Source organism: Nostoc sp., assembly GCF_036917095.1.
In the GTDB taxonomy this organism is placed as follows: domain Bacteria; phylum Cyanobacteriota; class Cyanobacteriia; order Cyanobacteriales; family Nostocaceae; genus Nostoc.
Genome location: NZ_JBALFH010000040.1, coordinates 80,526 through 106,503 on the forward strand (window position 1 = coordinate 80,526; position 25,978 = coordinate 106,503).

The window sequence follows — 25,978 nt, forward strand, 5'->3', positions numbered from 1 at the left end:
TTTGGAATCAAAACGGCTTTTTCTCCCCCCGCCCCTGCCCCCTGCCCCCTGCCCTAAAAGCGATGGGATATTTTTTCGGAAGTCCCTAATTGCGTATGAGATGGCTAAATCATTTTTTCCTAGCGCTGTTCGCTGCATTTCTATGCATAGCCTTATCCCCTGTTTTGGCAAAACCTGCTGTTCACTCTGCCATGCAAGATTTGATCGAGCAAGGGGAGTGGGGAAAACAAGGAAGTGGGCAAAGCAGGGAACTGGTAGCTGAATCCCCTACTTTCTACTCCCTACTTCCCCTTAAAAGCGGCCCATCCCAAAGGTCAAGCGTAGTGGAACAGGGCAAAATATTATACGACACGGGACAGTTTACTGAAGCGGTCAAAGTTTTGCAACAGGCTGCCGCTGCGTTTAAAGCCTCAAGGGATGGATTACAAGAAGCGATGACGCTGAGTAATCTCTCCTTGGCTTATCAGCAACTTGGCTTGTGGGCTGAAGCTGAGGAAGCGATCGCCCAAAGTTTAAAATTATTACAGTCAGGAGAAAATACTGGCACTTCCGGCGAGCGTTCCCAAATTATTGCCCAAGCCCTAGATGTACAAGGACAGTTACAACTGGCACAAGGACAAGCAGAAGCGGCTTTAACTACCTGGCAAAAAGCCGCTGATATTTATCAGCAAATAGACGATAAAGCTAGATTAACTCGTAACCGGATTAACTCTGCACAAGCTTTGCAAGCTTTAGGGCTTTACCTTCAGGCTAACAAGATTTTAAATGAGGTACAGCAAACCCTTACCAGCCTTCCAGACTCACTTCTTGTAGCCACAGGGCTGCGTAGTCTTGGCAACGTCCGCCGAGTTGTCGGTGATTTAAACGTATCGCGGTTGGTATTGGGGAAAAGTTTAGCAGTGGCAAAGCGAGTGCAATCTCCAAAAGCGATCGCAGAGGCTCAACTCAGTTTAGGCAACACAGCCCGCGCCCAGCAAGACACTGAAGCCGCTTCAGAATACTACCAGCAGGCTGCTGCTGTATCTGTTTCCTCTATCACACGCATCCAGGCTCACCTAAATTTACTCAGTCTACTTTTGGAGAAAAAGCCAGAGCGAGATGCATTGGCGTTGTCATCTCAAATCCAGTCGGAAATTAGCAACTTACCACCCAGCCGAACCTCAGTATATACCCGGATTAAATTTGCCCAAAATCTTACACAATTAAAAGAAAAAACTAGCATAGATACCCCTTCATGGGTGAATATTGCCCAGCAATTGTCCACCGCGATCGAGCAGGCGCAAAGCTTGCAAGACCGACGAGCAGAATCTTATGCTATGGGTAGTCTTGGTGAGTTGTATGAAAAAACCGGGCAGTTTTCTGATGCTCAAGAGCTTACCGAGAAAGCTTTATTCATAGCGCAAAGTATTAATGCATCGGACATTGCTTATCAGTGGCAATGGCAGCTAGGACGCATACTGAAAAAAAAGGGAGATATTAAAGGCGCGTTCGTCGGAGACGTTGGCGCAGCCATCGCATCCTATAATTTAGCCTACAAGACTCTTCAATCTCTGCGTAGCGATTTAGTAGCCATCAATCCAGACGTTCAGTTTTCCTTCCGGGAAAATATCGAACCGTTGTATCGAGAGTTAGTTGAATTGCTGTTACGTTCTCCCCAAGGCAACAGTGCTTCTGTCCCCTTCGAGAAGCTAGATCGACGAGACACTTCTCTACAAAAGGCGGGGGTTTCGCCATCGCCACAAGAGGGTATCAATCAAGACAATCTAAAACTTGCTCGTGATGTAATTGAATCTCTGCAATTGGCAGAACTGGATAACTTCTTTCGGTCAGCCTGTTTAAATCCTACCCAGGAACTTGACCCAGTGGTTGACAAAAAAGACCAACGAGCAGCAGTCATCTATCCAATTATTTTACCAGACCGCCTAGATGTTATCCTCAAGTTGCCTAATCAAGACTTGCGCCACTACAAGACTGTAATAGCTCAAAATGATGTGGAAAAGATAATAGCAGAACTGAGGAAAAACTTACTAAATGTCACCGAGACTGTTCGGGTTCAGCAGCAGTCTCAACAAATATATGATTGGTTAATTCGACCTGCACAAACAGAGTTAGTCAATAGTGGGATAAAAACCTTAGTGTTTGTTCTGGATGGTGAATTGCGGAATATACCGATGGCGGTTCTTTACGACAAACAGCAGGAAAAATATCTCATAGAGAAATATGCGATCGCCTTGACACCGGGTTTGCAACTCCTCGATCCCAAACCTTTGCGACAGGTACAGCTAAATGCTTTAACTGCCGGAGTCAGCGAAAAACGCCCAGTCGAAGGCAAAGAATTTCCCGAACTAGAAAATGTACCACGGGAATTAAAAGAAATCAAATCTGAGGTAGGTAAGAGTGAAGAACTGTTAAATCAACAGTTTACCCAAACAAACCTGCAAAATAAGTTGCAAACAGTTCCCTTCACCGTGGTTCACCTAGCAACTCACGGTGAATTTAGTTCTGATGCGGAAAAAACCTTTATTCTCACCTGGGATAAACTGGTTAAAGTCAAGGAATTTGATAATCTACTGCGAGTTAGCGACAAAAACAGGTTTAGTGGTATTGAATTACTCGTCCTCAGTGCTTGTCAAACTGCTGAAGGAGACAAACGAGCAGCTTTGGGACTGGCTGGAATAGCTATGCGAGCGGGGGTACGCAGTACACTAGCAACATTGTGGTCAATAGACGATCGCTCCACCACCGATGTAATGAGTGAGTTCTATCGACAGCTAAAGGCTGGAGTGAATAAAGCCGAGGCACTCCAGCGCGGCCAATTAGCTGTTTTTGCTAAAGAAAAAGCTCCATATTTCTGGGCACCCTATGTTTTAGTAGGCAATTGGCTGTAATGTGCGCCATCAATCCGGTTTCTCTAACTAACTGACTTTTCACGGTATCTGGAAAACCTCACTTCTATTTCTCTCTCCTTTTAGGCTATGGCTGGCTACGCCTACGCATTTGTTATTTCGGCGATCGCATTTGTTATTTTGGCGAACGCATTTGTTATTTCGGCGAACGCATTTGTTATTTCGGCGAACGCATTTGTTATTTCGGCGAACTCATTTGTTATTTCGGCGAACGCATTTGTTATTTCGGCGAACTCATTTGTTATTTCGGCGAACTCATTTGTTATTTCGGCGAACGCATTTGTTATTTCGGCGAACGCATTTGTTATTTCGGCGAACTCATTTGTTATTTCGGCGAACTCATTTGTTATTTCGGCGAACTCATTTGTTATTTTGCCGTGCAAAAAAATTGTAGGTTGGGTGGAGGCTTTGCGTAACCCAACATCCTGATATATGTTGGGTTGCGCTCCACTCCACCCAACCTACGCAAATTTATTTTTCTGGCTTAACTCAACTGTGTTGAGCACTACCCGACTTACATCACTTAGAAACAAGAAGCAGAAGCAGGAGTAAGCCAGGAACTGTGAGGCAAAACTGTGGGTGCATCAGCAGTAAGGACAATTTCACCTTTAGCATTTCTCACCCACCCTTGCGCTTCCACAATCGGCGCTGGACTGGAACTATTTGCCTGAGTTGAAACACTTGTACTAGAATGGTTTTCACCCTTTGGGTTGAGAGTTACCCAATCTAGTTGAACTGCATCAGGACTGAGGGATTCGGTTCTGGGGTTGGGTGGTAAACCGCCGCGTCCAGCGATCGTAAAACTGCTTTGATTTTGTGCTGTACGCGCTTGACAGGCTTGCGCCACTTTAGTGTCAACGGGTACGGCTGGTAAGTTAATCAATCCTCGATTGGGGTCAACATCGAGCGTGTTAATTTCTACAATGCCGCTTAAATCAGGTCTTGTTTGGGAAATTGCCGTAATATCATTTGTCTGAAGTTGACGCGGGTCTAAATCCGTAGGGCGCAACCTTTTAAGGTCTTCCTCAGTTAGTGGGGCAATGCCAAAAATCTGAGTAGCTTTAATTGTGGCTCTCCCACCACTTCCACTAAATGCATTGGCGGTGATATCGCTGTTTTCATTTGGTCTAGCGGCGATGAAGCCGTCAGGGGCATTGATGATAATATTACCGCCATTTCCACCAGCCCCTTTAGTGCCTGCTGAGGTAGAAATCTCACTGTTGCGGCGCAGTAACAATAAGTCTTGCAAGTTCAGCGTAATATTGCCACCATCACCGGAGTTAGCTTGCCCAATGAGCTTACCTTGGTCATCTAATTTGATAAAACGAGCGGTGATTTCCAAATCACCTGCCTGTTTTGTGCCTTGACTACTCACAGTTACGTCAGCGTTATTTAAGACATTTAATTCTCCAGTCTTAACTATAATGCTTCCCCCCCCTCCTGTAGACTCAGGAGTAGTAGAAGCTGAAATTCTTGCTCCATTTTGAACAATCAATTGCCCAGTTTCTATCTCTAAGTTTCCGGCATCTCCACTAGCTTTACTTTCAACAAATAAGCCGCTTCTACTCTCACTTTTTGTTCCAATGAGTTGGATAAAGTCCCTTGCGTTGACAGACAAAGTTCCTCCCTGTCCTGTAGATTCTTTAGAAGTGGAAGCTGAAACCTGCGCTCCATCTTGAATAATCAACTGCCCAGTTTCAATCTTCAATTCTCCGGCGTTTCCAGCACCTTGTGTGATGGTAAACAAGCCACTAGGATTAGGTTTTTCACCTTCTATAATTGGTGAGGTTCCAATGAGTTGGATAGAGTCCCTTGCGTTGACAAACAAAGATCCTCCCCCTCCTGTAGATTCTGGAGAAGAAGTCGAAGCTGAAATCTGCGAACCATCTTGAACAAGCAACCGCCCAGTTTCAATCCTTAATTCTCCGGCAGTTCCAGACCTTGTTGTCTCAGTTAACAGACGACTTCCTCTCAACAGTTCTACTGACTCCGATGCGTTCACCGTTAATGTTCCTCCCGATTTTGAGTCTAGGGCATTAACCGCAATATCAGAACTATCGAATGTAACGCGCCTGCCTTGGATTTGGACACCACCACCGCCTTCACCACTAACAGTTACTGTAGATAGATTGCTAAGAGATACATCTGCTCGCGCTACACTCTCAGGAAAACTTAAGCGGAAATTGTTGTTATCAATGTTCAACCCTACCGTTCCTTCTCCTGCCAATCCTCCTAATTCGACTCGACCATCTGGAACGTACAGTATCGCTCCTTCTAAATTCACGTCGCCTCCCAATAGCACTAAACTTTGACTTTCAAAGAGGAATAGAAGTGCTTCATTAACTTGAATCGGCTTAATCGGCTGGGATGGAATTTGATTGAATAGAAATGCAGAAGGATTTACTCTCAGCAAGGGGTTAAGCTGATTGACGGGAGAAGTCAGGGAAAATTCTCCACCACCCGGAAACTGGATCGCACTTGCTGTTGTGCCGATAAATGAACCGCCAATACTTAATGTGGCATTTTGTCCAAATATGATGCCGTTAGGATTCATTAAAAAGAAATTAGCATTACCTTGAGTTTGAAGCCTTCCCTGGATGTCAGAGGGATTTCCCCCTGTAACTCGTACCAAAATATTGTTGATGGTAGGAGCGTTTTGGAAATTGACTACCTCCTCACTTTTAATACTAAAGTTGCTGAAACTATGGAATAAATTTGTATTGCCAACAGTTGTACCCCCTGTAATATCCAAGGTAGTATCGTCGATTCGCTCCACTTGAGTTCCCACAGAGGGATCGGGAGTGACCTGAGCGAATGTGCGATCGCCTCCTTCTATTCCAATCGCACCCACTAAAATCACCAAGCCCGACAACCCTAAGTGGCAACCGCGATCAAACCAACTTCTTAAACTCACTGAACTTGTCTCCTAACCCTTAAAAGTTACTTCATTGCAAGACAGAACACCACTTTAGTAATGCTTGTGCGAACCTTTGCCTCGCTCCAGGTAACTCTGCTGGAAGGTTAGGTTTTTGATTACTAATTCGCTGTTGTGACAGTAGTGACTGTATGAATTTTAAGACTTAACGTGAGTTAGACAAACCTCTCCCTGCCTTGAACTAAAGTTCAAGTCTGTCCTTCTGCGACTCGGAGAGAAACGATTTTGCATAGTAAAATTAACGAGAGCTATTTTTGATTGAGCTAATTTAAAGCGTCATTAGCTGCATTGCCGTATATTCGATCGTTTCCTGGAGTCCCAGCTAGATAGTCGTTTCCAGGTGTGCCTTGAATTGGCACGTTCCTTACTCCCGGATAAATGAGTGTTTCTACTGACGATTGTAACTAGCAATTAGCATGACTGATGAGATTGGTTAAGAAACAAAACAAGGCGATCGCAGCTAGAACACCAATTCCCTAATCAAAACGCGAACCCTCCCTTGTGTATACACCCTAGCCAACTCTAGTAGCAAACTCTGCTGGGGAGTTAGATTAATGATTCATTATTAGGAGGAGCTGCCGAAGGCACTACAACAACACCATTCCAGTTAAGGTTAGGAGGTAGCCAGGCTAGCTGCTGACTTGAATAAAATAGAGCACCAGTGCTTGCGTTATATGTAAAAATACTACTAGATTGGCTAATGTTACTCGATCCGAGCGTTAGCGAACGAGTTGCAAACTTAGTAGAGTCAATAGCACCATCTTCAATCACTTGATAATTGGTCAGAGATGATTGTGTACCAATAAGATAATTAGAGGAGCTAATAGTAGAGGTAGTAACTTTAAGAATATCGTCGTTAACTGAAAAGTCTGGAATTCTATCAATCCCGCCACCTGAGTATTGCAACACATAGGTATCTCTACCAATACCACCAGTGAGATTGTCATTACCACTTCCTCCCACCAAGTTGTCATTACCTGCCCCACCCGTTAAAATGTCATCGCCTCCATTGCCGTATACTTGATCGTTTACTTGAGTCCCAGTTAGATTGTCGTTTCCAGAGGTGCCTTGAATAATTGCCACGTTCCTTACTCCGATAAAATAGTGTTTCCACTGTCGATCTTAACTAGCAATTAACATGACTAATGGAATTTGTTAACAAATAAAACTATCTTTGCCCTTTTTATCTTCAAATACACACTCTCCAGTACATAAGTTTGTGAGTAACTGTGGTAAATATAGGAATCCGATTTGATTTTTGAAAAAAATTAGGTATTTGTAGTGGCGTGGCAAGGCTAAAATGTTGCAAAAAAATTGTAGGTTGGGGAGCCACTGCGTTCATTGGTGTCAATTTAAGCTAAAAGTAGCTTAACTGTTAGGGAGCATCTCACTTTCGTAAAAATATATCTAGCCCTGGCGAATAGAATTCACGGCTATACAGACAAAACCCACCTCCGTGGGTTTCCAATTTCTTGAGTCCGCGCAGGCGGACTTGGTTTGTGTAGCCGCGATTTCTAATCGCCAAGTATATTTGCAAAGGTGAGATGCTCCCAACTGTTAGCTGCCTCACCCGCCTGGAACTAAAGTTCCAGGCTAATAGCGAAAGTCTACTGAAGTAGACTAAAGATTTTTCGGATTATTTTAGTCATCTAAAGATGACTTGAGCTATTAGCAAGGAACTGAAGTTCCTTGTGGGACATGACTTTTACGTTAAGTTGACACTTGTGCACAGCGCCCTTGCGGGTTTCCCACGTTGTAGCAAGTGGCGTTGGAGGCTTTGCCAAAGCCAACATCCTGATATATGTTGGGTTGCGTTCCGCTCCACCCAACCCACGTCTACATTTAATGCACTATTTTTTTGCTTGCCACGCTACTAGTTCCCTCCCCAATACATCGGGGAGGGTTAGGGTGAGGTAAAAACCAGATTCGTAAACTACTCCAGACTTGTGTGTACACCGTAGGGGTGTGGGGGCTACTGAAGATTCATTTCTTTAGTTTATCTAAAGTCGCATCTAAGTTCTCAAATTACCTTTCTAAGATAGAAGCAGCAACCATAAGTTGCCATACACGACTAAAACCCAATTAACAGCTAGTGGCTGCGGAGAACATAAAAATGGCTAAAGCGCCAGATTCAATAGACTCGTCTATCAATGAAGTTACAGACAAGTCCCTAGATCGAGATTGTACAACCTTATCGCGTCACGTCTTACAGCAACTTCAGAGTTTTTCGCCAGATGCACAGGATTTAAGTGCGCTGATGAATCGCATTGCCCTAGCCGGCAAACTGGTTGCTCGCCGCATGAGTCGCGCTGGTTTAATGGAAGGCGTTCTCGGATTTACTGGGGAAGTTAATGTCCAAGGAGAATCCGTCAAAAAGATGGATGTCTACGCCAATGATGTGTTTATCTCAGTGTTTAAGCAAAGCGGCTTAGTCTGTCGCCTAGCCTCTGAGGAAATGGAAAATCCGTACTATATCCCGGAAAATTGCCCCATTGGGCGCTATACCCTGCTGTATGACCCAATTGATGGCTCATCCAACACTGATAATAATCTCAGCTTGGGTTCTATTTTCGCCATTCGCCAACAAGAAGGAACCGATAGCGATCGCAAGGCAAGTGACCTCCTCACCAACGGACGCAAGCAACTCGCTGCCGGATACATCTTATATGGGCCTAGCACAATGCTGGTTTATACTATAGGTAAGGGCGTTCATTCCTTTGTCCTCGATCCCAGCTTAGGAGAGTTTATTCTCACGGAAGAAAATATCCGGATTCCTAACCACGGTTCTGTTTACAGCGTGAACGAAGGTAACTTCTGGCAGTGGGAAGAATCAATTCGAGAATACATCCGCTACGTTCATCGCACAGAAGGCTACAGCGCTCGTTATAGCGGCGCAATGGTGAGCGACATTCATAGAATTTTGGTTCAAGGCGGCGTGTTTCTCTACCCAGGCACAATTCAAAACCCAGAAGGGAAATTGCGCTTGCTTTATGAAACCGCTCCTCTAGCCTTTTTGATTGAGCAAGCAGGCGGTCGTGCTACTACAGGATTGGTAAATATCTTGGATGTGGTGCCGAAAAAATTGCATCAACGCACACCCTTAATTATTGGTAGCAAAGAGGATGTAGCAAAGGTGGAGTCTTTTATTCAAAACGGACACTAGTGTAAAAAGGCACGATTTAAAAGAAAACAAAGCTTGTAAATAAAGCTTTTTAAACTTTTTCAACTGGATAGTTATTTTTGCCATGCTGCACTAGAAGACGGTAATAAGAGGATCGAGGATGCATCTAGCATCTGGCATTAATTAAAAGTTAATCATGGTGATTTAGGATTGGCAATGCAGATAGCACTTCTTGAAGATGTATCAAAGATTATCTCAGCTGGCCGATGCGATAAGTGATTGGCAACGCCACAATTCAAAAGTAACCATCAAATTTTGATGGGTTTTGCCAACTTACTTAGAATCATCACTATACAGGAGTGAAACAAATTAGAGCTATGTCTACCAATCATCTACTAGAAATTAACCAATACGGTCAAAGTATCTGGATGGATAACTTGACCCGTGACATTATTCAATCAGGCGAACTCAAAGATATGGTTGAAAATCAAGGGATCTCGGGGATTACCTCTAACCCAGCTATCTTTGAGAAAGCGATCGCAGGTAACGTCATTTATGATGCCGATATAGAAGCCGGAGTTCGCGCTAACTTACCCATAGACAAAATTTACGAATCTCTCGTTTTTGCAGATATCCGTAATGCTTGTGATATTTTACGCCCTGTTTATGAAGCCTCGAATAGACTAGATGGTTATGTGAGTATTGAAGTCCCACCAACTATCGCCCATGATACTGAAGCAACAATAAGCGAAGCCCGGCGCTATTTCCAAGAAATTGGTCGGGAAAATTTGATGATTAAAATTCCCGGCACAGAACCTGGCTTGCCAGCAGTGGAACAAGTAATAGCCGAAGGGATGAATGTTAATATCACGTTGCTGTTTTCTGTAGAAAGCTATGTAAACACAGCTTGGGCTTATATTCGTGGCTTAGAAAAACGACTGGCTGAGGGCAAAGACATTAGTAGAATTGCTTCGGTTGCGAGTTTCTTCCTCAGCCGGATCGATAGCAACATTGACGCCAAAATAGATGCTAAGTTGAAAAAAGGCGTTGATGATATTTCCGTGGAAGCAAGGCTAAGAGCTGTTAAAGGGAAAGTAGCGATCGCTAACGCCAAGATTGCGTACCAGGAATACAAGAAAATTATCGAGAGCGATCGTTGGAAAGCCTTGGCAGCAAAAGGGGCCACAGTACAGCGGCTACTTTGGGCTAGTACCAGCACCAAAGACCCCAGCTACAGAGACGTGATGTATATCGAAGAGTTGATTGGTCGAGAAACCGTCAACACCGTACCCCCAGCGACGATAAAAGCTTGTGCCGATCATTGTAACGTAGGCGATCGCTTAGAAACAGATGTAGATAATGCTTACACGCTGCTCGAAAACCTCAAAGATCCCGACATCAACATCGATCTCGATACCGTAATGGATGAACTGTTAGTTGATGGTATTGACAAGTTTATCCAGCCCTTCCAGTCCTTGATGAACTCTTTAGAAGAAAAGATCAAGGTATTGTCGCCAGTGTAGGGACTAGGGACTGGAGAAGGGAATAGGTTACAGGTTACAGGGTACAGATTATTCCCTATCACCTGTCACCTGTCACCTTTCTCCTAACCCCAATACCCAATCTCAAAATCCAAAATCCAAAATCCAAAATTGTTATGGTCAGTCTGCTAGAAAATCCCTTGCGCGTTGGTCTGCAACAACAAGGGATGCCCGAACCCCAGATTATAGTCATTTTTGGCGCTTCTGGCGATCTCACCTGGCGCAAACTAGTGCCAGCACTTTACAAATTGCGGCGAGAACGGCGGATTCCACCAGAAACTACCATTGTCGGCGTGGCCCGTCGAGAGTGGAGCCATGATTACTTCCGCGAACAGATGCAAAAGGGCATGGAAGAGGCCCATCCTGATGTCGATTTAGGAGAACTTTGGCAAGACTTCTCTCAAGGTCTGTTCTACAGTCCTGGGGATATAGACAACCCCGAAGGCTACCAGAAACTGAAAACCTTATTGAGTGAATTGGACGAAAAACGGGGCACGCGAGGGAATCGAATGTTCTACCTCTCAGTTGCCCCCTCATTCTTTCCCGAAGCGATTAAGCAGCTAGGAAGCGCCGGGATGCTAGAAGATCCCTATAAACATCGTCTAGTAGTTGAAAAACCCTTTGGTCGGGACTTGGCTTCTGCCCAAAGTCTTAACCAAGTGGTACAGAAATATTGCAAAGAAAACCAAGTCTACCGCATTGACCACTACTTGGGCAAAGAAACAGTCCAAAATTTGTTGGTGTTTCGCTTTGCCAATGCGATTTTTGAACCGTTGTGGAATCGTCAATTTGTTGACCACGTGCAAATTACCGTGGCAGAAACCGTGGGAGTGGAAGACCGGGCTGGTTACTATGAAAGCGCCGGCGCACTACGGGATATGTTGCAAAATCACCTCATGCAACTTTACTGCCTAACGGCGATGGAAGCACCCAACGCAATGGATGCCGACAGCATCCGCACAGAAAAAGTGAAGGTACTCCGAGCTACTCGTTTAGCTGATGTTCACAATCTGTCACGTTCAGCAGTCCGCGGTCAGTATAGTGCTGGCTGGATGAAGGGTAAAGAGGTGCCAGGGTATCGGACGGAGCCAGGTGTTAATACCAACTCCACCACACCTACTTACGTTGCAATGAAGTTTTTGGTAGACAACTGGCGCTGGAAAGGTGTTCCTTTCTACTTGCGTACCGGGAAGCGGATGCCGAAAAAAGTTAGTGAGATTGCCATTCACTTTCGCGAAGTTCCATCTCGGATGTTCCAATCTGCCGCTCAACAGACAAACGCCAACATTTTGACGATGCGGATTCAGCCAAATGAAGGTATTTCCCTGCGTTTTGATGTGAAAATGCCGGGGGCAGAATTCCGCACCCGTTCTGTTGACATGGACTTTAGCTATGGTTCCTTTGGCATCCAAGCAACATCCGATGCCTACGATCGCCTATTCCTTGATTGTATGATGGGCGATCAAACATTATTCACACGGGCAGATGAAGTAGAAGCAGCCTGGCAAGTAGTAACGCCAGCCCTTTCCGTTTGGGATGCACCGGCCGATCCAAATACTATTCCCCAGTACGAAGCCGGTACTTGGGAACCAGCAGAAGCAGAATTCTTAATTAACCAAGATGGCCGTCGCTGGCGCAGACTCTAAATATTAGTCATTAGTCATTAGTCGCTAGTCACTAGTAAAAACAAATGACGAATGACAAATGACAAATGACAAATGACGAATGACAAATGACAAATGACAACTCAAAACTACTATGGCTCCCCAAGCTTCTACAATTTTTTCACTTCAGGCACCAAAAGATATTTCGCTTAACGAAATAGATACGGAACTGAATAAAATTTGGCAAAGTTACGGCATTACTGGCGAGGACGGTGGTCTTCCTGCTGCAACTCGGGCCACGACATTTACCTTAGTGGTTTACGAACCAGAAGAAACCCAATATCTTTTGGGTACTTTGGGATTTTACAACGGCCCGCTCGACGGAATTTTAGGGCCTCAGATGCAAGCTGCGCTGCGGCAAGTGCAGAAAAAATATGCACTGCCAGAGACTGGAATCGCAACACCTGAAACCCTGGCTATCTTGAGAGAAGAATTCGCCAAACGTCAAGGAAACGCGGCTACGGGGGATGGTTCTATTGAACTTCCCAGCTTAAGCTTAAATGCGCCAAGCCCTAGAATTGCCGATGAAATCGCCCTCCGCAACCCCTGCCGGATTATTGCACTGTTTCCGATTACTGGTGAAGATCAAGGCGTCAAGGCTCAAGTTTCTGCCTATTGCCCCATCCAAAAGCAATCGTCAAGTACACTAATTTGCTGCGAGTATATAACTCTCAGTGGAACTGCTGCTGCCTTGGAACGGGTAGGGGGGATGATTCCAGCATTGTTAATTGGCGGCTTACCAAAGTTTCTCTGGTGGAAAGCAACGCCAGACCCCAATAACACTCTATTCAAGCGGTTGGCAGCAATATCCAACAATGTTATTGTGGATTCTTGCCGCTTTAACGAGCCAGAAAGTGATTTACTACACCTACAAGAATTGGTGGAAAGTGGTGTTCCCCTAGCCGATCTGAACTGGCGTCGCCTTTCAGCATGGCAAGAATTAACGGCTGAAGCCTATGACTCTCCTCATCGTCGGGCTGCCATTAGGGAAATTGACCGAGTAACGATTGATTACGAAAAAGGCAACCCCGCACAGGCATTGCTGTTTTTGGGTTGGCTGGCAAGTCGTCTCCAATGGCAACCAGTTTTCTATCAAAAGGAAACCGGAGATTACGACATCACTCGCATTCGCTTTATTGCCCAAGACCAACGGCAAATAGAAGCCGAATTAGCGGGTGTTCCTCTTGCTGATGTGGGTGAGATTGCCGGCGACTTGACTGCCCTGCGTCTCAGTTCGACAAATCCGCAGGCAGACTGTGGTACAGTGATCTGTTCGGAAACTGGTGGCTGTATGCGGATGGAAACACACGGCGGTGCTCAATCTGCTGGTCTGTTTCAACAAGTGACTTCACTTTCGGAACAAAAGGCGGAAGCATTGTTGAGTCAGCAGGTACAACGTTGGGGTCGCGAGTCACTTTTTGAAGAAAGTCTGGGAGTAACAGCGAATATTTTCAAATTGGAAGCAAATAGTTAGTTTCCTCTGGAAAGAATAAAAGTTACCAAAATTGCGAAAATCTAACACAAGCTCTTCAGATTTTTGGATATTTCAATAATCTGGAGGGTTTTTCTATTTTTATTCCCCAAAATATTAAAAGGATAGGTCGTATGTCCCTCCACGCTCAAGGGCACGTTTATAAGCAGGTCGCCCATGAATGCGCTCGATAAATTCTTTGAGCTTTGGCCGGTTCTCAACCTCCTCAGGGAGCATGGCGACTACTTCGAGAGGAAAACTCATTTGGATATCGGCGGCGGTAAATTCCTCGCCCGCAAACCACGCACTTTTACGGAGTTCGCCTTCTATATAGTCAAAGTGAAGCTCGATCTGGGGCGCGACGAATCCACTAACTATGCTGCTGTCTCCTGCCCCGAAATTGTTCAAGACTGTCCGCATCACCAGTGGTGGCATTGCAGAGCCTTCGGCGTAATGCAGCCAATACTTGTAGCGCAGATGCTCTGGCGTACCGGATGGCGGGACTAGCCGACCATTAGCGTAGCGATCGATTAAGTATTCGATAATTGCACCCGACTCAGCGATCGTTAGGTCTGCATCTGTGATTACTGGTGACTTGCCGAGTGGATGGACTTGGCGCAGCGATTCCGGTGCTAGCATCGTCTTTGGATCGCGTTCGTAGTATTTGATTTCGTATTCGATACCTAATTCTTCAAGCAGCCACAGCACACGCTGCGATCGCGAGTTGTTAAGATGATGCACAACAATCATAAAACGTTCCTCTTGTGGTGGCTTATTGCTATCCAATCTTGACTAATCTATTATTAAACAGACTTTTTCAGCCTAAATCCCCTAATTGGCTGGTTTTCTTCTTTGTAATTGGTATAAGTTTGAGTTAGTTGGTTTTAGAGAAATCACATACTGGCGTATCTGCTTTGGCAAAAAGCGACGATAGACGCACAGGCAATAGTCAATTATTCGTTTGTTTCATTTATGGCTTTAGTCATTGCCGGGGAACGTAGTGGAGTGGGTAAGACAACAGTCACGCTCACCCTTTTAGCATCTTTACGTCGTCGCGATCGCCTGGTGCAATCTTTTAAGGTAGGCCCAGACTACATCGATCCGATGTTTCATCAACACGTAACTGGTCGTGCTTGTCGCAATTTAGACCCGGTGCTGACTTCCGAAGCCTACATTCAGCAATGTTTTGCCCGTCATAGTCAACTGAGTGAATATGCCTTAGTAGAAGGGGTAATGGGGTTGTTTGATGGAATTTCGTCATTTCCAAAAGACAAAGGACTAATGACTAATGACAAAGGACTAATGACTGATTTTGCGAGTACGGCACACATCGCGCGGCTTTTAGATTTACCTGTGGTGTTGGTGATTGATTGCAGTCGTTTATCTGGTTCTGTAGCTGCGATCGCTCACGGCTATCAGTCTTTTGATCCCCGGATTAAAATAGCTGGGTTAGTATTAAATCGCGTCGGGAGCGATCGCCATCTCTCTTTACTGAAAGATTCTCTAGAACCCTTACAATTACCCATTCTCGGCGTACTGCGGCGTCAAGATAACATCACAATTCCCGATCGCCATTTGGGTTTAGTACCAACAGCAGAACTTCCCGAACTCAACGCTTTAATCGATCGCCTCGCCGATTTAGGAGATACTTGCTTCGATTGGCAACGTTTATTACCTTTATTAAAATCAGAATCACTCCCAAGTACAGACGCGATTAATCGTGTGTCTCCTTACTCCTCATTCCCAGTCAAGATTGCAGTAGCCCGCGATCGTGCTTTTAATTTTTACTACCAAGATAATCTCGATTTGCTGCAACAGCTTGGTGCAGAACTGGTTTTCTGGAGTCCCCTAGAAGATGCAGCTATACCAAAAGATGTACGGGGAATGTATTTTGGCGGTGGTTTCCCAGAAGTTTTTGCCCAGCAACTAGCAGAAAATATTAGTGCCCGTGATGCAGTAAAAACGGCAATACTTCAAGGAATGCCTACAGTTGCCGAATGCGGTGGATTGATGTATTTATCTGAGCAAATTATCGATTTTGAGGGAAAATCTTGGCCGATGGCGGGAGTTTTACCGACATCTGCTGTAATGAGTGGGCGTTTAACTTTGGGCTATCGTCGGGCAGTAGCTTTGCAAAATAATCTATTAGTTAAAGCAAATACAACTGTTTACGGACATGAGTTTCATCGTTCCCATTTAACTTTAACTCCCACTCAGCCCCTATTTGAAACTTCTCGCTACGATTGTGAGGAAAATATGGGATGCGAGGGATGGGGTTTACCTGCAAATGTTCATGCTTCTTATGTTCATCTGCATTGGGGAGAAAGTAGAGAAATTCCCCAGCAGTTTCTTAAAGAATGTCTGAAAGTAGCATCTCCAGGAATGTGAATTTAAGCCAGCACCAAGTAAACTCAGCTACTTTTGTTTTTTTAAACTTTTCTCTTCTACACCCTTTTCTTGTAATTCACCTCTATAGCGTTCTCTGCTATCTGAAATAAGTTTTTTATGAAGAAATATTACGATAACTAATCGCCTGTGTAAAACACAGGCATAACTCTCCGAGTAATAGGTAGCAAGTTTCTAGCACACTGTAGTCTTCTGGCAACAGTTCTAGAGATTTGTGCCTAGACACAATAAACAACAGCTTACCAGCAGTTTGAGGATGGAAACTAATCTTTAAAACCTCATTTAGTAATTGCAAGGTGTGGAAGTATGGTTTCTAGCAACGGTATTTTAGAACAGCGCAATTTTCAAGTCACACTGCCGCATATCTGGGATCGCGATCTAAGCGATGTCTACGACGAACTTCACTTACGCCAGCAGAGTTTTTTAGCCTTACAGAGAACCAATAGAGCCTTAGAGTTAAAAGTGCAAGAGCTTTTAGCTGAATTAAGTACTGCTAAAGAGCAATTTTGTCGTGAAAAAGCTTGCGATCGGCAGACACAGACAGAATTAGAAAAGTCCCTTTCTTTGCTTCAGGCAACTTTAGATTCCACAGAAGAATTATTGTCAGCGATCGCTCCTCAAGTGGAAAAACACGTTGCTTCAAAGCAGGAAGATTTGCCTAAATATCAGCGAATATCAGAACCCCAGCGGCTCTTTCCTAGTTGTCTTCAACTAAAGGAAGTTTTTGAATATATCGAAGCTAATTATCATCAATCGATTGGTTTAAGCGACGTAGCTGTTGCAGTTGGTTATTCCGCAGCTTATTTAACCAATCTAGTGCGACGCAAAACGGGAAAAACAGTAAATGATTGGATCTTTGAACGCCGGATGCTTGCTGCGCGTACTTTACTTCTGGAAACCAACCAGCCAGTTAATCAGATTGCTTGTGCAATAGGCTATCAGTATGAAGGATATTTCTTTCGTCAATTTCGCCAGTTTTATGGGACTACACCTCAAGCTTGGCGTAAGACTCAGCATTCTAATGTTAGTGTCAATCAATAGCAACATAATTAATAGTTTTAACAACAAAATGTGCATTGTCCCTAAAAATTTTATCTCCTACACTACTAAATATAGGAATGCAACTTAATTATTGAAAGCATACTAAGACTAAAAGCTTTATCCAACAATGCTCATATCTTGGAAAGCTTTCAGTAATCAAACCGGATTCCTATTAATACAAGGTTACTTTAACAAAAGGTAGCTTGTAAAAGGTTGATATTAAGTGCTTTGCACTATTTGCTTGATAAATTATTGCAGAACAATTCACACTTAATTAGGAAAAAAAGATGAAAGTCAATCAGCAGGAACAACTCTTAACTGAATTAGACTCTGTGTTGGAAGAAATTTCCGATGACAATTCTGCTTCTCTAACAGGAGGAGCCAGATCAACCTTCTCAGGAATAATTCCTGCCTTCGGATCAAGGACATTTTCAAAGATATATACTACCACTAGTCAATTCAATGACATTTCAATTCGATTGAATCAGAATATCAATGAATTCATAAAAGTTAAAGCCGTGCGTGCCGATAACCTACGTGATATAAGTAGTTTCGTAAGGTCGATTCCTCCAAACTCGGCAGGAAAGGTGATCACTGTTGCGGCAAATGTGCGCGATGGAGTCGCCTTCAGGCTCAACTTTTCAATTGACGGGTTTAATATCGCCAAAAACGTATCAGGGCCGATCACCTATTAGCAGGATGGTTTTAGCTTTTCGCCGTTAGTCTCGTCTGACTTCTGGATTGAGGAATTTAGTTAGAGCGATCATTTCTACTACTCATTTTTAAGTTCGATCGGGCAATCGGGTTGTATTGCAAAAAAAATTTTCAACACTATTTGTAGTAATACTACAATTTGTAATTTAATTACATGTAGGGGGTTTAAAAATTTTTGCAACACAATCTTTAATACACTGAAAACCAGATTCGGTCGGGGCGATCGCTACTTTTCTCTCGATAGCCTTCCTCTTCAATCAAGGGCAATATAACACATTTGTTGTTGATATTTAAGTGGTATTACACAATTTTAACTAATTCCACATCAACATCAATCTGAAATCAAGGAAACTGGTTTTAGATATTTGCTTAATCAATTCTTGTAGAACAATTCATACTTTAATAGGAGAAAAACAATGTCCAACACCGACAAAGCAATTTGTACTTCCGATCAACAACTATTTACAGAATTAACTCCCGAAGAAGGAGCCATCATCGAAGGTGGTGCAGACTTAGAACTTTACAATGGCGACAAATTTAGGGGTAAGATAGTGGCTACAAATAAAAGCATCCGGAATGTAGGTGATACCGCAAATGACCTAACTACCTCAGCTATAGTTAAGCGTGGTACATGGCTGTTATGGACAGGCGCGAATTACACAGGAACGTCTAGGCGGGTAGGAGTAGGAAAGTATCCGAATCTTTTCTTTGACATAGGTTTGCCTAACGATTCGATCTCATCGGTTCAGCGTGTAAAATAATCCCGCAGAGAACCGAAACCGTGCAGCACGGCTGTCTTTACATTCATCCGTGAGAGATTAATCATGGCGGCAGAGCCTCTAAGACGGCATTCATCAAGCGGCTACCAGGCCGAGGTATTGAATTTGAATAGGCACACATTCAAGAATCCAAGTTAAAAGCTGAACAGTAGCTCTAATCTGAGCAAACAATACACATGACACCTGTAGGGGCGTAGAACGATCGCTCCTACATGGGATTTTTTATGCTCAAAAACAAAATACGATAGGTCTTGAAGAAAAATGCGCTACCAAAGTGTACTTCAACACAGCGAATAAGACTGTGGTGTTGCTCGTCAATTTCGCCAGTTTCATGGGACTACACCTTAAGTTTGGCGTAATACTCAGCGTTCTAATGTTAGTGTCAATCACGATCGACATAATTAATAGTTTTAACAACAAAATGTGCATTGTCCGTAAAATTTTTATTTCCTACACTACTAAATATAGGAATGCAACTTGATTCTTTAAAGCATACTAAGACTAAAAGCTTTATCCCATAATGCTCATATCTTGGAAACCTTTCAGCAATCAAACCTGATTCCTATTAATACAGCTTACTTTTCAAACAAAGTAGCTTGTAAAAGGCCGATATTAAGATGCTTTAGCCATCTTATTGGCAAATATAGCAGTCCTAAATCATTTGTGAAATATTTTTGGAGTTAGCTGTTATTAGTCATTTGTCCTTTGTAATTGCAAATGACTAATGACCAATGACCAAGGACGACCATAACAGAAATTTTCACCACTCAAATAGGATTGCTATAATTCCACATCAACATCAATCTAGAAAAGGAAAACGACAATGTTAAGCACCAAAGAAAACTTGAAACAAATTGAAATGGACACTATTCAACAGGAACCATTGTTGACCGAGTTGACTCCCGAAGCAGCAGCTACCGTCGAGGGAGGCCTTCTGTACAGGGTGGTTCTCAAAGACCCCAATTCATCGTTAAATGTTCGTAGTCTTCCCAACATCACCAAAAGCTCCAAAATCATCGACTCTTTCAAAAATGGCGCAATCATTAACGCGTCAGTTGGCACCACGGGGGGGTTCCGCAAGCTCATAGGACGAGCAGGATGGGTGGCACAGAGGTTCACCCAGCGCGTCTTGAACACTTCAGCTGGGTTTATAAAATTAACTTAGAGTCAAGTAGACAAAATCAAAGCACGAGGAGCTACTAGGCAAGCTAAATAATTTTCATTGTTTAAATTACAGCTTTGCAGCGGTAGCCTAACGCCTAGTAGTCCGAGCGGACTATAGCAGTCCTAAATCATTTGTGAAATATTTTTGGAGTTAGCTGTCATTAGTCATTTGTCCTTTGTAATTGCAAATGAAAAATGACAAATGACCAAGGACGACCATAACAGAAATTTTCACAACTCAAATAGGATTGCTATAATTCCACATCAACATCAATCTAGAAAAGGAAAGTGGCAATGTTAAACACCAAAGAACATTTTAATCAACTTGATGCAATTGCAGTAACAGAACTTGACAATGAGACTGCTGCTGCTATTCAAGGCGGTGCGGCATTGGAACTCTACAAAGACACCGGTGTTTTGGGTGCTTCAGGTTTGCTAGGCAGTTTCAACATTGGCGGCAGGGCTACACTGAGTTCAAGAGCAAACGACGAGATTAGCTCGGTTCTAATTAAGGATGGTGAATGGGAATTTTACGAGAATGCGAATTACAAGGGTAAATCCATAACTTTCACAAGGGGAAGGTACGACCTTGGTTTGTATCCCTTGGGCTTTGGCAGCAGTTGGAATGACAAAATCTCATCTTTCAAACGAATCGATTGAGCCAGCACTTTTGCTAAACGCTCAGGACTCCGATCAAACAAACTGATTAGACCAGTATGCTCGCTTCCTACCCCATTGTTTAATTATCATTTTCATCAAGGTTTTTGACAGATTAAAAATGAGATGAAAAAGTATTGTAACAACAGAATAACTTTGTCAAAACTAAGTTTAATTGAACCTATCCCACTAATAAAATTCTGTTAACCCAGATGTGAATTGTGGCTAGACCAAGAAAAGCATTGGAACAGGCTGAGATTTTTTCCCATCAAACAAATAGTCTGCGATACTTTCGTTCAAACCAGGCAAAACAACGCTCTTGTTGAAAACGTGGGGCTGAAATTTTAATTGGTCTACCTCGATTTTTCTTAGTCTTCCAAATTAATTAGGTTGGTCTATTTAGTCATTTTCGAGTTGAGTTAAGTCCCTCTAAACATTTTGAAAACTAGTTTTGATTGGGGTTAAAGCCCCGACTCACTTTCTTCTATGCGTAAGTTTTAGGTTATGAAATACCAAAGTGTACTTCAACACAGTGAAGAAGACTGTGGTGCTGCTTGCATTGCCACTGTTGCCAAACACTACGGACGCACTTTTGCCATCAGCCGAGTGCGGGAAGCCGTTGGTACAGGGTCACGAGGAACTTCTCTGCTGGGTTTGAAACGGGGAGCAGAAGCTTTAGGATTCAACGCCCGCCAAGTCAAAGCCTCAGAGCAACTGCTCGACTCTTTGCACAAAATTTCTCTACCTGCCATAATTCACTGGAAAGGCTACCACTGGGTCGTTTTATACGGGCAAAAGGCGAAAAAATACGTAATCGCCGACCCAGGTGTAGGCATCCGTTATCTCACCCGCGAGGAGTTGCTCGAAGGGTGGGGCAATGGCATCATGCTGCTGCTAACGCCAGACGATAGCCGCTTTTACCAGCAATCAGATGATAAAATTGGCGGCTTTGGGCGTTATCTGATGAGGGTTTTACCCTATCGCGCTATTCTCATCCAAGCGATCGCAATTAACATCGCCATCGGGCTGCTTTCCCTTGTCTCTCCCTTGATGATGCAATTGCTTACTGATGACGTGCTAGTGCGGGGAGATACCCAACTGCTAACCGTGGTGGCAATTGGAGCGATCGCTATGAGTCTATTTAGCAGTGCGATCGGTTTGGTACAATCTCACCTAATTGGTCACTTTGGTCAACGTCTGCAATTAGGACTGATTCTAGAATACGGACGACAACTGTTGCGTTTGCCCCTCTCATACTTTGAAGGACGGCGCAGTGGAGAAGTAGTCAGTCGGATTGCCGATGTGAATCACATCAATGAGCTAGTTTCTCAAATTGTCCTCGGTTTACCCAGCCAATTTTTTATTGCTTTGGTTTCCTTGGGCTTCATGCTCTTTTACAGTTGGGGACTGACTTTGGCTTCCCTGGCTGCCTTTATTCTTGTCACCCTCGTCAACCTGCTTTTTCTGCCAGCCTTGCGCCAAAAAACCCGCAACGCGATCGTCTTAGGTACAGAAAACCAAGGCTTTCTCGTTGAAACTTTTCGCGGTGTCCAGGTGCTAAAAACTACCCAAGCCACTCCCCAAGCTTGGCAAGAGTATCAGGCAAATTATGGTCGGCTTGCTAACTTGGGTTGGAGTATGATGAAACTGGGGCTTTACAGTGGCACAATCACCAGTATTATTTCTACTTTTACTAATATTGCCTTACTGTGGTTAGGGTCATACTTGGTGATTAATCGCACCTTAAGTATTGGTCAGTTGCTAGCGTTTAGTGGGATGAGTGGCAACTTTCTCGGCTTTTTGGGTTCAGTCATCGGCTTAGTTGATGAGTTCATCACTGCCCAGATTGTCATCCAACGCCTCACGGAAGTGATTGATGCTACCCCAGAAGACGACAAAGACGAGAAAAAGCCTTGGGCAGAACTTAAGGGCAATGCAGATATTACTTGCACCAACCTTAATTTCCACCATGCAGGTAGAGTTGACTTGCTGCAAGATTTTTCGTTGATTATCCCTGGCGGTCAAGTCATTGCCTTGATTGGGAAATCCGGTTGTGGAAAAAGTACTCTCGCCAAAGTAATTGCGGGTTTATATTTTCTCCAATCTGGCAATATCCGCTATGGTATCTATAATCAGCAAGACCTCTCGATGGAATGCTTACGGCAACAGGTAGTGTTAGTGCCTCAAGAACCGCACTTCTGGAGCCGATCGATTATTGAAAACTTCCGCTTCAGCTATCCTCAAATTACCTTTGAGCAAATTGTGCAAGCTTGCTCTATTGCAGGTGCAGATGAGTTTATTAGTAAACTGCCCGATAAATATCAAACTGTTTTAGGCGAATTTGGCGCAAATCTTTCTGGTGGACAACGGCAGAGATTAGCGATCGCTAGAGCTATAGTTACCGATCCGCCAATATTAATTTTAGATGAATCCACTGGCGCTCTCGACCCAGTAAGTGAAGCCGAAGTGCTAGATAGACTGCTGTACCATCGGCAGGGCAAAACCACAATTATGATTAGCCATCGCCCGAAAGTCATCGGGCGGGCTGATTGGATTGTACTGCTTGAAGAAGGGCGTTTGAAAATCCAAGGCACTCCAGAGGCTCTGCGCCATCAACCTGGCGAACACTTAGACTTTTTAGACGGCGTTGACTTATTTACAAATGGTTTAGTGCCTAAAACCTCTAATTTTCACCTGAACGGCAAATTAAAGCCAATCACTAAATAATACCATCATGCTTACCCACTCCAACTCAGACTACCTGCCCCCAATTCAAGACAACGAGTTTCTCCCACCACTTGGTCGTTGGACTACTTTGGGCGGACTAGTGCTTGTCTGTACTCTGGGGCTAGCTGTTCCACTTGCCTCTATTACCAAATATAAAGTGACCGTTAAAGGACAGGCCGTCGTTCGGCCTGCTGGTGAATTGCGGATCGTTCAAGCTGCGACGGAGGGTCAGGTGATGCGCGTCTTTGTTGCAGAGAATCAAGTCGTCAAAAAAGGGGATGTCATTGCTACTATTGACAACTCGAAGCTGGAAACCAAAAAGAGCCAACTGCAAACTAACATTGGGCAAAGTCGTTTACAAATTATTCAAATCAACGCACAGATTAATGCGATTAATAACCAGGTTTTAGCTGAAACTGATCGCGTCAACCGGGCGATCGCTGGGGCTAAAGCTGAATTAAGCGGTCGCAGCCGGGACTATCAAGATAAACTTATTACCACCGCTACTGATGTTGAAGAAGCTTCTGCGAATGTAAATGCAGCGATCGCCAGTTTAAAAGCAGCTCAGTCAAAGCGGAATCGATACGAGAGTGTAGCCAAAGCCGGAGCCTTGTCTCAAGATCAATTTGAGGAAGCACAACTAGCTGTTCGTCAGTATGAACAAGCTCTTCAGGCGGCTAAAGCTAAATTGCAACACGTGCAAACTGCTCTTAATCCCAGTAATGCAGAAGTTGCGATCGCTTCTCAACGCATTGCCCAAGAAAAAGCTACAGGGAAAGCCAGCATTGCTACATTAGATAAAGAACGCCTTGCCCTGATCCAGCAACGAATTGAAATCCAAAAACAGTTAGAGCGCGACACCCGTGAACTCCAACAACTAAATATCGACCTCAGCCAAAGCGTCATTACTGCCACAGCAGACGGGATCGTTTCTAAGTTAAACCTGCGAAACTCAGGTCAAACTGTGCCTGCTGGACAGGAGATTGCCCAGATTGTCCCCAGTAACGTTCCCCTGGAGGTTAAGGCAGCAGTAGCACTTCAGGATAAAAATAAGTTGAAACAAGGTCAAACAGTACAAATGCGGGTTTCCGCCTGTCCTTATCCAGACTACGGCACTCTCAAAGGTAAGGTTAAGACAATTTCCCCAGATACGATTGCATCGCAAACGAATGCTGCTACTACCACTGCTACTGCAACATCTGCCAGCCAAAAGATGGCAGCCGTTGGCAGCTTCTATGAAGTAACAATTGAGCCAGAAAGCCTTGCTCTAGGTACGGGCAAACACCAGTGTGCGCTCCAATTAGGAATGGAGGGTACAGTCGATATTATTTCTAAAGAAGAGACTGTGCTGCAATTCTTTCTGAGGAAAGCAAGGTTGATCGCAGACTTTTGACACTCCCCGTCTCTTTAGAGACAAGGCAACCGTTACCTTTCTATAGCCACTGCTGCCAAATCTTCCATTGCTCGATTTAGCAAAGCTTGTTTTCGCAACCGTGGGATGAGCTTAAGTAAATTCACTGCAATTTTATATACTTTAGGTAATAATGAAGAACTAGTAAATATTATTTTTCTTTTGCCCAGATAAAAATCTTAAATAATACTTTACTAAAAGTTCCGGGTTGCGACTAGCACATTACATTGCTACTCGCAACCGTTAAACTACTTTTTAATAGTAGAATTATCCAATTTTAATTGTCAAAATTTCCTAATGAAATTAACTCAAAAACTGAGCATTGCTACTACTAGTCTTGTTCTAGGTTGCGCTGGTGTTGGTTTACCTTCTGCGGCACAAGCAGCAACATTCCTTTTTGACGGGAGCGGCACACCCGACGCTGTTGGTTGGCAATTAGACAGTTTTGTGGCTGCACCACCGAATGGTACGATAACGGTAACACCACAATTCACTGGTAAACCGAGTGATGTATTAAGTGTTAGTACTACCGGAACAGCAGTTCATCTGTATAGCAGAAAGATTGATGCTACTAACTATCTAATTTCGATGGGTGTAAAAGTACTGCGTTCTTCTTTCAACTCTTTTGACTATGGTTTGGGTTTATCACCCTTCACCCTAGATCGGTCTAATTCATTAACTATAGGCGAAAAAAGTATACAGTGGTCTGACTTAGTAGGGGATAGCTTTGCAATCGACACTTCTGTTTTTCATGAATATGCAATTAGCTATATAGATGGCAACTTGAATGTCTATGTGGATAACTCTTTTGACGACATCATTGCAGGTACTGCAACTCCTGTACTAACACGTACTGGTGTAACACCACAAAACGAAAGTGTAGTTGGTACTGTGGCATTTGGCGACCAGTCTAATGACAGCAGTACTTTCCCTAATTGTTGTGTGAATTCAGCTTACCAATTGGATTTTATTCGATTTGAGTCACTTGATAACATCACCTCAGTACCCGAACCCAATACTAACTTTGCTCTCTTCTCTTTTGGACTTGGTATCTTATTCATAAACAAGAAGCTAGGATTTTCCCGAAAAAGATAATTTAATCTCCCTTAAGCACGGTTGCCAGACAGTTATAGATTTTGGGATGTTGAGCTATTCGGGGGTTTTACGCATCACTACTCATAAGGTTATCGATGAATTAGGCTCTTGAAAAGGGTAGCGATATCATGTCTAACCAAAGTCATTACACCCCACCCTCGCCAAAGCATAGCCTTAGCAAGGGTTGGGTTCTTCGAGTTTAATAAGCAATCAAGCGGACAATATATGATTAGTTGTAATAAATCCCGATACGATGCCAATGCATTCCGTTGAAATGTTAATGCGTTCCCCTGCATTAAAAACGCTACGCTTTTATCCAAAACTATACTTAGAGCGTTTTGCAACC

19 protein-coding genes are annotated in these 25,978 nt (G+C 43.7%); 15 read left to right on the plus strand and 4 right to left on the minus strand.

Going from position 1 to position 25,978, the window contains the following annotated elements; translation table 11 throughout:
- Positions 1–191: 191 nt before the first annotated feature.
- Complete coding sequence (locus V7L01_RS19835) at positions 192–2,888, plus strand: CHAT domain-containing protein (protein WP_335037611.1); 2,697 nt, start codon at positions 192–194, stop codon at positions 2,886–2,888.
- Positions 2,889–2,975: 87 nt separating this feature from the next.
- Positions 2,976–3,335, plus strand: coding sequence for a hypothetical protein (locus V7L01_RS19840; RefSeq protein WP_335037614.1), 360 nt, complete (start codon positions 2,976–2,978; stop codon positions 3,333–3,335).
- Positions 3,336–3,429: 94 nt separating this feature from the next.
- Here V7L01_RS19840 and V7L01_RS19845 read toward each other — a convergent pair whose 3' ends face one another.
- The 3 genes from V7L01_RS19845 to V7L01_RS19855 all read right to left on the minus strand — a co-directional run bounded on the left by V7L01_RS19845 (position 3,430) and on the right by V7L01_RS19855 (position 6,924).
- Entirely contained in the window at positions 3,430–5,820 is a 2,391-nt protein-coding gene (locus V7L01_RS19845; protein WP_335037617.1) for a filamentous hemagglutinin N-terminal domain-containing protein, read from the minus strand.
- A gap of 284 nt (positions 5,821–6,104) precedes the next feature.
- Complete coding sequence (locus tag V7L01_RS19850; RefSeq protein ID WP_335037620.1) at positions 6,105–6,200, minus strand: hypothetical protein; 96 nt, start codon at positions 6,198–6,200, stop codon at positions 6,105–6,107.
- A 187-nt stretch (positions 6,201–6,387) separates the two neighbouring features.
- Positions 6,388–6,924, minus strand: a complete 537-nt coding sequence (locus V7L01_RS19855; protein WP_335037623.1) for a hypothetical protein — start codon at positions 6,922–6,924, stop codon at positions 6,388–6,390.
- Positions 6,925–7,954: 1,030 nt separating this feature from the next.
- Between V7L01_RS19855 and fbp the strand changes: the two genes are divergently transcribed.
- The 4 genes from fbp to opcA all read left to right on the plus strand — a co-directional run bounded on the left by fbp (position 7,955) and on the right by opcA (position 13,641).
- A complete protein-coding gene (gene fbp, locus V7L01_RS19860) occupies positions 7,955–9,004 on the plus strand; it encodes a class 1 fructose-bisphosphatase (RefSeq protein ID WP_335037626.1) in 1,050 nt (349 codons plus the stop codon).
- Positions 9,005–9,339: 335 nt separating this feature from the next.
- The gene (gene tal / locus V7L01_RS19865; protein WP_335037628.1) at positions 9,340–10,485 is read left to right on the plus strand and encodes a transaldolase; all 1,146 of its coding nucleotides are present in this window, start codon (positions 9,340–9,342) and stop codon (positions 10,483–10,485) included.
- A gap of 134 nt (positions 10,486–10,619) precedes the next feature.
- Positions 10,620–12,149, plus strand: coding sequence for a glucose-6-phosphate dehydrogenase (gene zwf / locus V7L01_RS19870; RefSeq protein WP_335037630.1), 1,530 nt, complete (start codon positions 10,620–10,622; stop codon positions 12,147–12,149).
- A 112-nt stretch (positions 12,150–12,261) separates the two neighbouring features.
- Positions 12,262–13,641 carry a glucose-6-phosphate dehydrogenase assembly protein OpcA gene (gene opcA / locus V7L01_RS19875; protein ID WP_335037632.1) on the plus strand — a complete coding sequence of 460 codons (1,380 nt, stop codon included), beginning with the start codon at positions 12,262–12,264 and terminating at the stop codon, positions 13,639–13,641.
- A 114-nt stretch (positions 13,642–13,755) separates the two neighbouring features.
- Here opcA and V7L01_RS19880 read toward each other — a convergent pair whose 3' ends face one another.
- Positions 13,756–14,388, minus strand: a complete 633-nt coding sequence (locus V7L01_RS19880) for a glutathione S-transferase family protein (protein WP_335037634.1) — start codon at positions 14,386–14,388, stop codon at positions 13,756–13,758.
- 222 nt (positions 14,389–14,610) lie between these two features.
- On the opposite strand from V7L01_RS19880, the gene V7L01_RS19885 reads away from it, so the two are divergent.
- From V7L01_RS19885 to V7L01_RS19925, 9 genes are all read left to right on the plus strand, one after another.
- On the plus strand, positions 14,611–16,026 hold the full coding sequence (locus V7L01_RS19885) for a cobyrinate a,c-diamide synthase (RefSeq protein WP_335037636.1): 1,416 nt from the start codon (positions 14,611–14,613) through the stop codon (positions 16,024–16,026).
- Between the two features lie 324 nt (positions 16,027–16,350).
- Positions 16,351–17,085, plus strand: a complete 735-nt coding sequence (locus V7L01_RS19890; RefSeq protein ID WP_335037638.1) for a helix-turn-helix domain-containing protein — start codon at positions 16,351–16,353, stop codon at positions 17,083–17,085.
- Between the two features lie 287 nt (positions 17,086–17,372).
- Positions 17,373–17,780: a hypothetical protein gene (locus V7L01_RS19895; protein WP_335037640.1), complete on the plus strand. Its 408-nt coding sequence runs from the start codon at positions 17,373–17,375 to the stop codon at positions 17,778–17,780.
- Between the two features lie 435 nt (positions 17,781–18,215).
- Entirely contained in the window at positions 18,216–18,560 is a 345-nt protein-coding gene (locus V7L01_RS19900; protein ID WP_335037642.1) for a beta/gamma crystallin-related protein, read from the plus strand.
- 841 nt (positions 18,561–19,401) lie between these two features.
- Positions 19,402–19,743: a hypothetical protein gene (locus tag V7L01_RS19905; protein ID WP_335037644.1), complete on the plus strand. Its 342-nt coding sequence runs from the start codon at positions 19,402–19,404 to the stop codon at positions 19,741–19,743.
- Between the two features lie 293 nt (positions 19,744–20,036).
- Positions 20,037–20,402: a beta/gamma crystallin-related protein gene (locus V7L01_RS19910; RefSeq protein ID WP_335037646.1), complete on the plus strand. Its 366-nt coding sequence runs from the start codon at positions 20,037–20,039 to the stop codon at positions 20,400–20,402.
- Positions 20,403–20,903: 501 nt separating this feature from the next.
- On the plus strand, positions 20,904–23,126 hold the full coding sequence (locus tag V7L01_RS19915; RefSeq protein ID WP_335037648.1) for a peptidase domain-containing ABC transporter: 2,223 nt from the start codon (positions 20,904–20,906) through the stop codon (positions 23,124–23,126).
- A gap of 7 nt (positions 23,127–23,133) precedes the next feature.
- Complete coding sequence (locus V7L01_RS19920; protein WP_335037650.1) at positions 23,134–24,519, plus strand: HlyD family secretion protein; 1,386 nt, start codon at positions 23,134–23,136, stop codon at positions 24,517–24,519.
- Between the two features lie 315 nt (positions 24,520–24,834).
- Positions 24,835–25,632, plus strand: coding sequence for a hypothetical protein (locus V7L01_RS19925; protein ID WP_335037653.1), 798 nt, complete (start codon positions 24,835–24,837; stop codon positions 25,630–25,632).
- Positions 25,633–25,978: the final 346 nt, after the last annotated feature.

What these genes read in the sequence shown, in the direction of transcription:
- V7L01_RS19905 (WP_335037644.1), top strand. Translation starts at nt 19,402, where the DNA reads ATGTTAAGCACCAAAGAAAACTTGAAACAAATTGAAATGGACACTATT.
- V7L01_RS19925 (WP_335037653.1), top strand. Translation starts at nt 24,835, where the DNA reads ATGAAATTAACTCAAAAACTGAGCATTGCTACTACTAGTCTTGTTCTA.
- V7L01_RS19920 (WP_335037650.1), top strand. Translation starts at nt 23,134, where the DNA reads ATGCTTACCCACTCCAACTCAGACTACCTGCCCCCAATTCAAGACAAC.
- zwf (WP_335037630.1), top strand. Translation starts at nt 10,620, where the DNA reads ATGGTCAGTCTGCTAGAAAATCCCTTGCGCGTTGGTCTGCAACAACAA.
- V7L01_RS19835 (WP_335037611.1), top strand. Translation starts at nt 192, where the DNA reads ATGCAAGATTTGATCGAGCAAGGGGAGTGGGGAAAACAAGGAAGTGGG.
- V7L01_RS19910 (WP_335037646.1), top strand. Translation starts at nt 20,037, where the DNA reads ATGTTAAACACCAAAGAACATTTTAATCAACTTGATGCAATTGCAGTA.
- V7L01_RS19840 (WP_335037614.1), top strand. Translation starts at nt 2,976, where the DNA reads ATGGCTGGCTACGCCTACGCATTTGTTATTTCGGCGATCGCATTTGTT.
- V7L01_RS19895 (WP_335037640.1), top strand. Translation starts at nt 17,373, where the DNA reads ATGAAAGTCAATCAGCAGGAACAACTCTTAACTGAATTAGACTCTGTG.
- fbp (WP_335037626.1), top strand. Translation starts at nt 7,955, where the DNA reads ATGGCTAAAGCGCCAGATTCAATAGACTCGTCTATCAATGAAGTTACA.
- tal (WP_335037628.1), top strand. Translation starts at nt 9,340, where the DNA reads ATGTCTACCAATCATCTACTAGAAATTAACCAATACGGTCAAAGTATC.
- V7L01_RS19900 (WP_335037642.1), top strand. Translation starts at nt 18,216, where the DNA reads ATGTCCAACACCGACAAAGCAATTTGTACTTCCGATCAACAACTATTT.
- V7L01_RS19885 (WP_335037636.1), top strand. Translation starts at nt 14,611, where the DNA reads ATGGCTTTAGTCATTGCCGGGGAACGTAGTGGAGTGGGTAAGACAACA.
- opcA (WP_335037632.1), top strand. Translation starts at nt 12,262, where the DNA reads ATGGCTCCCCAAGCTTCTACAATTTTTTCACTTCAGGCACCAAAAGAT.
- V7L01_RS19880 (WP_335037634.1), bottom strand. Translation starts at nt 14,388, where the DNA reads ATGATTGTTGTGCATCATCTTAACAACTCGCGATCGCAGCGTGTGCTG.
- V7L01_RS19890 (WP_335037638.1), top strand. Translation starts at nt 16,351, where the DNA reads ATGGTTTCTAGCAACGGTATTTTAGAACAGCGCAATTTTCAAGTCACA.
- V7L01_RS19915 (WP_335037648.1), top strand. Translation starts at nt 20,904, where the DNA reads ATGAAATACCAAAGTGTACTTCAACACAGTGAAGAAGACTGTGGTGCT.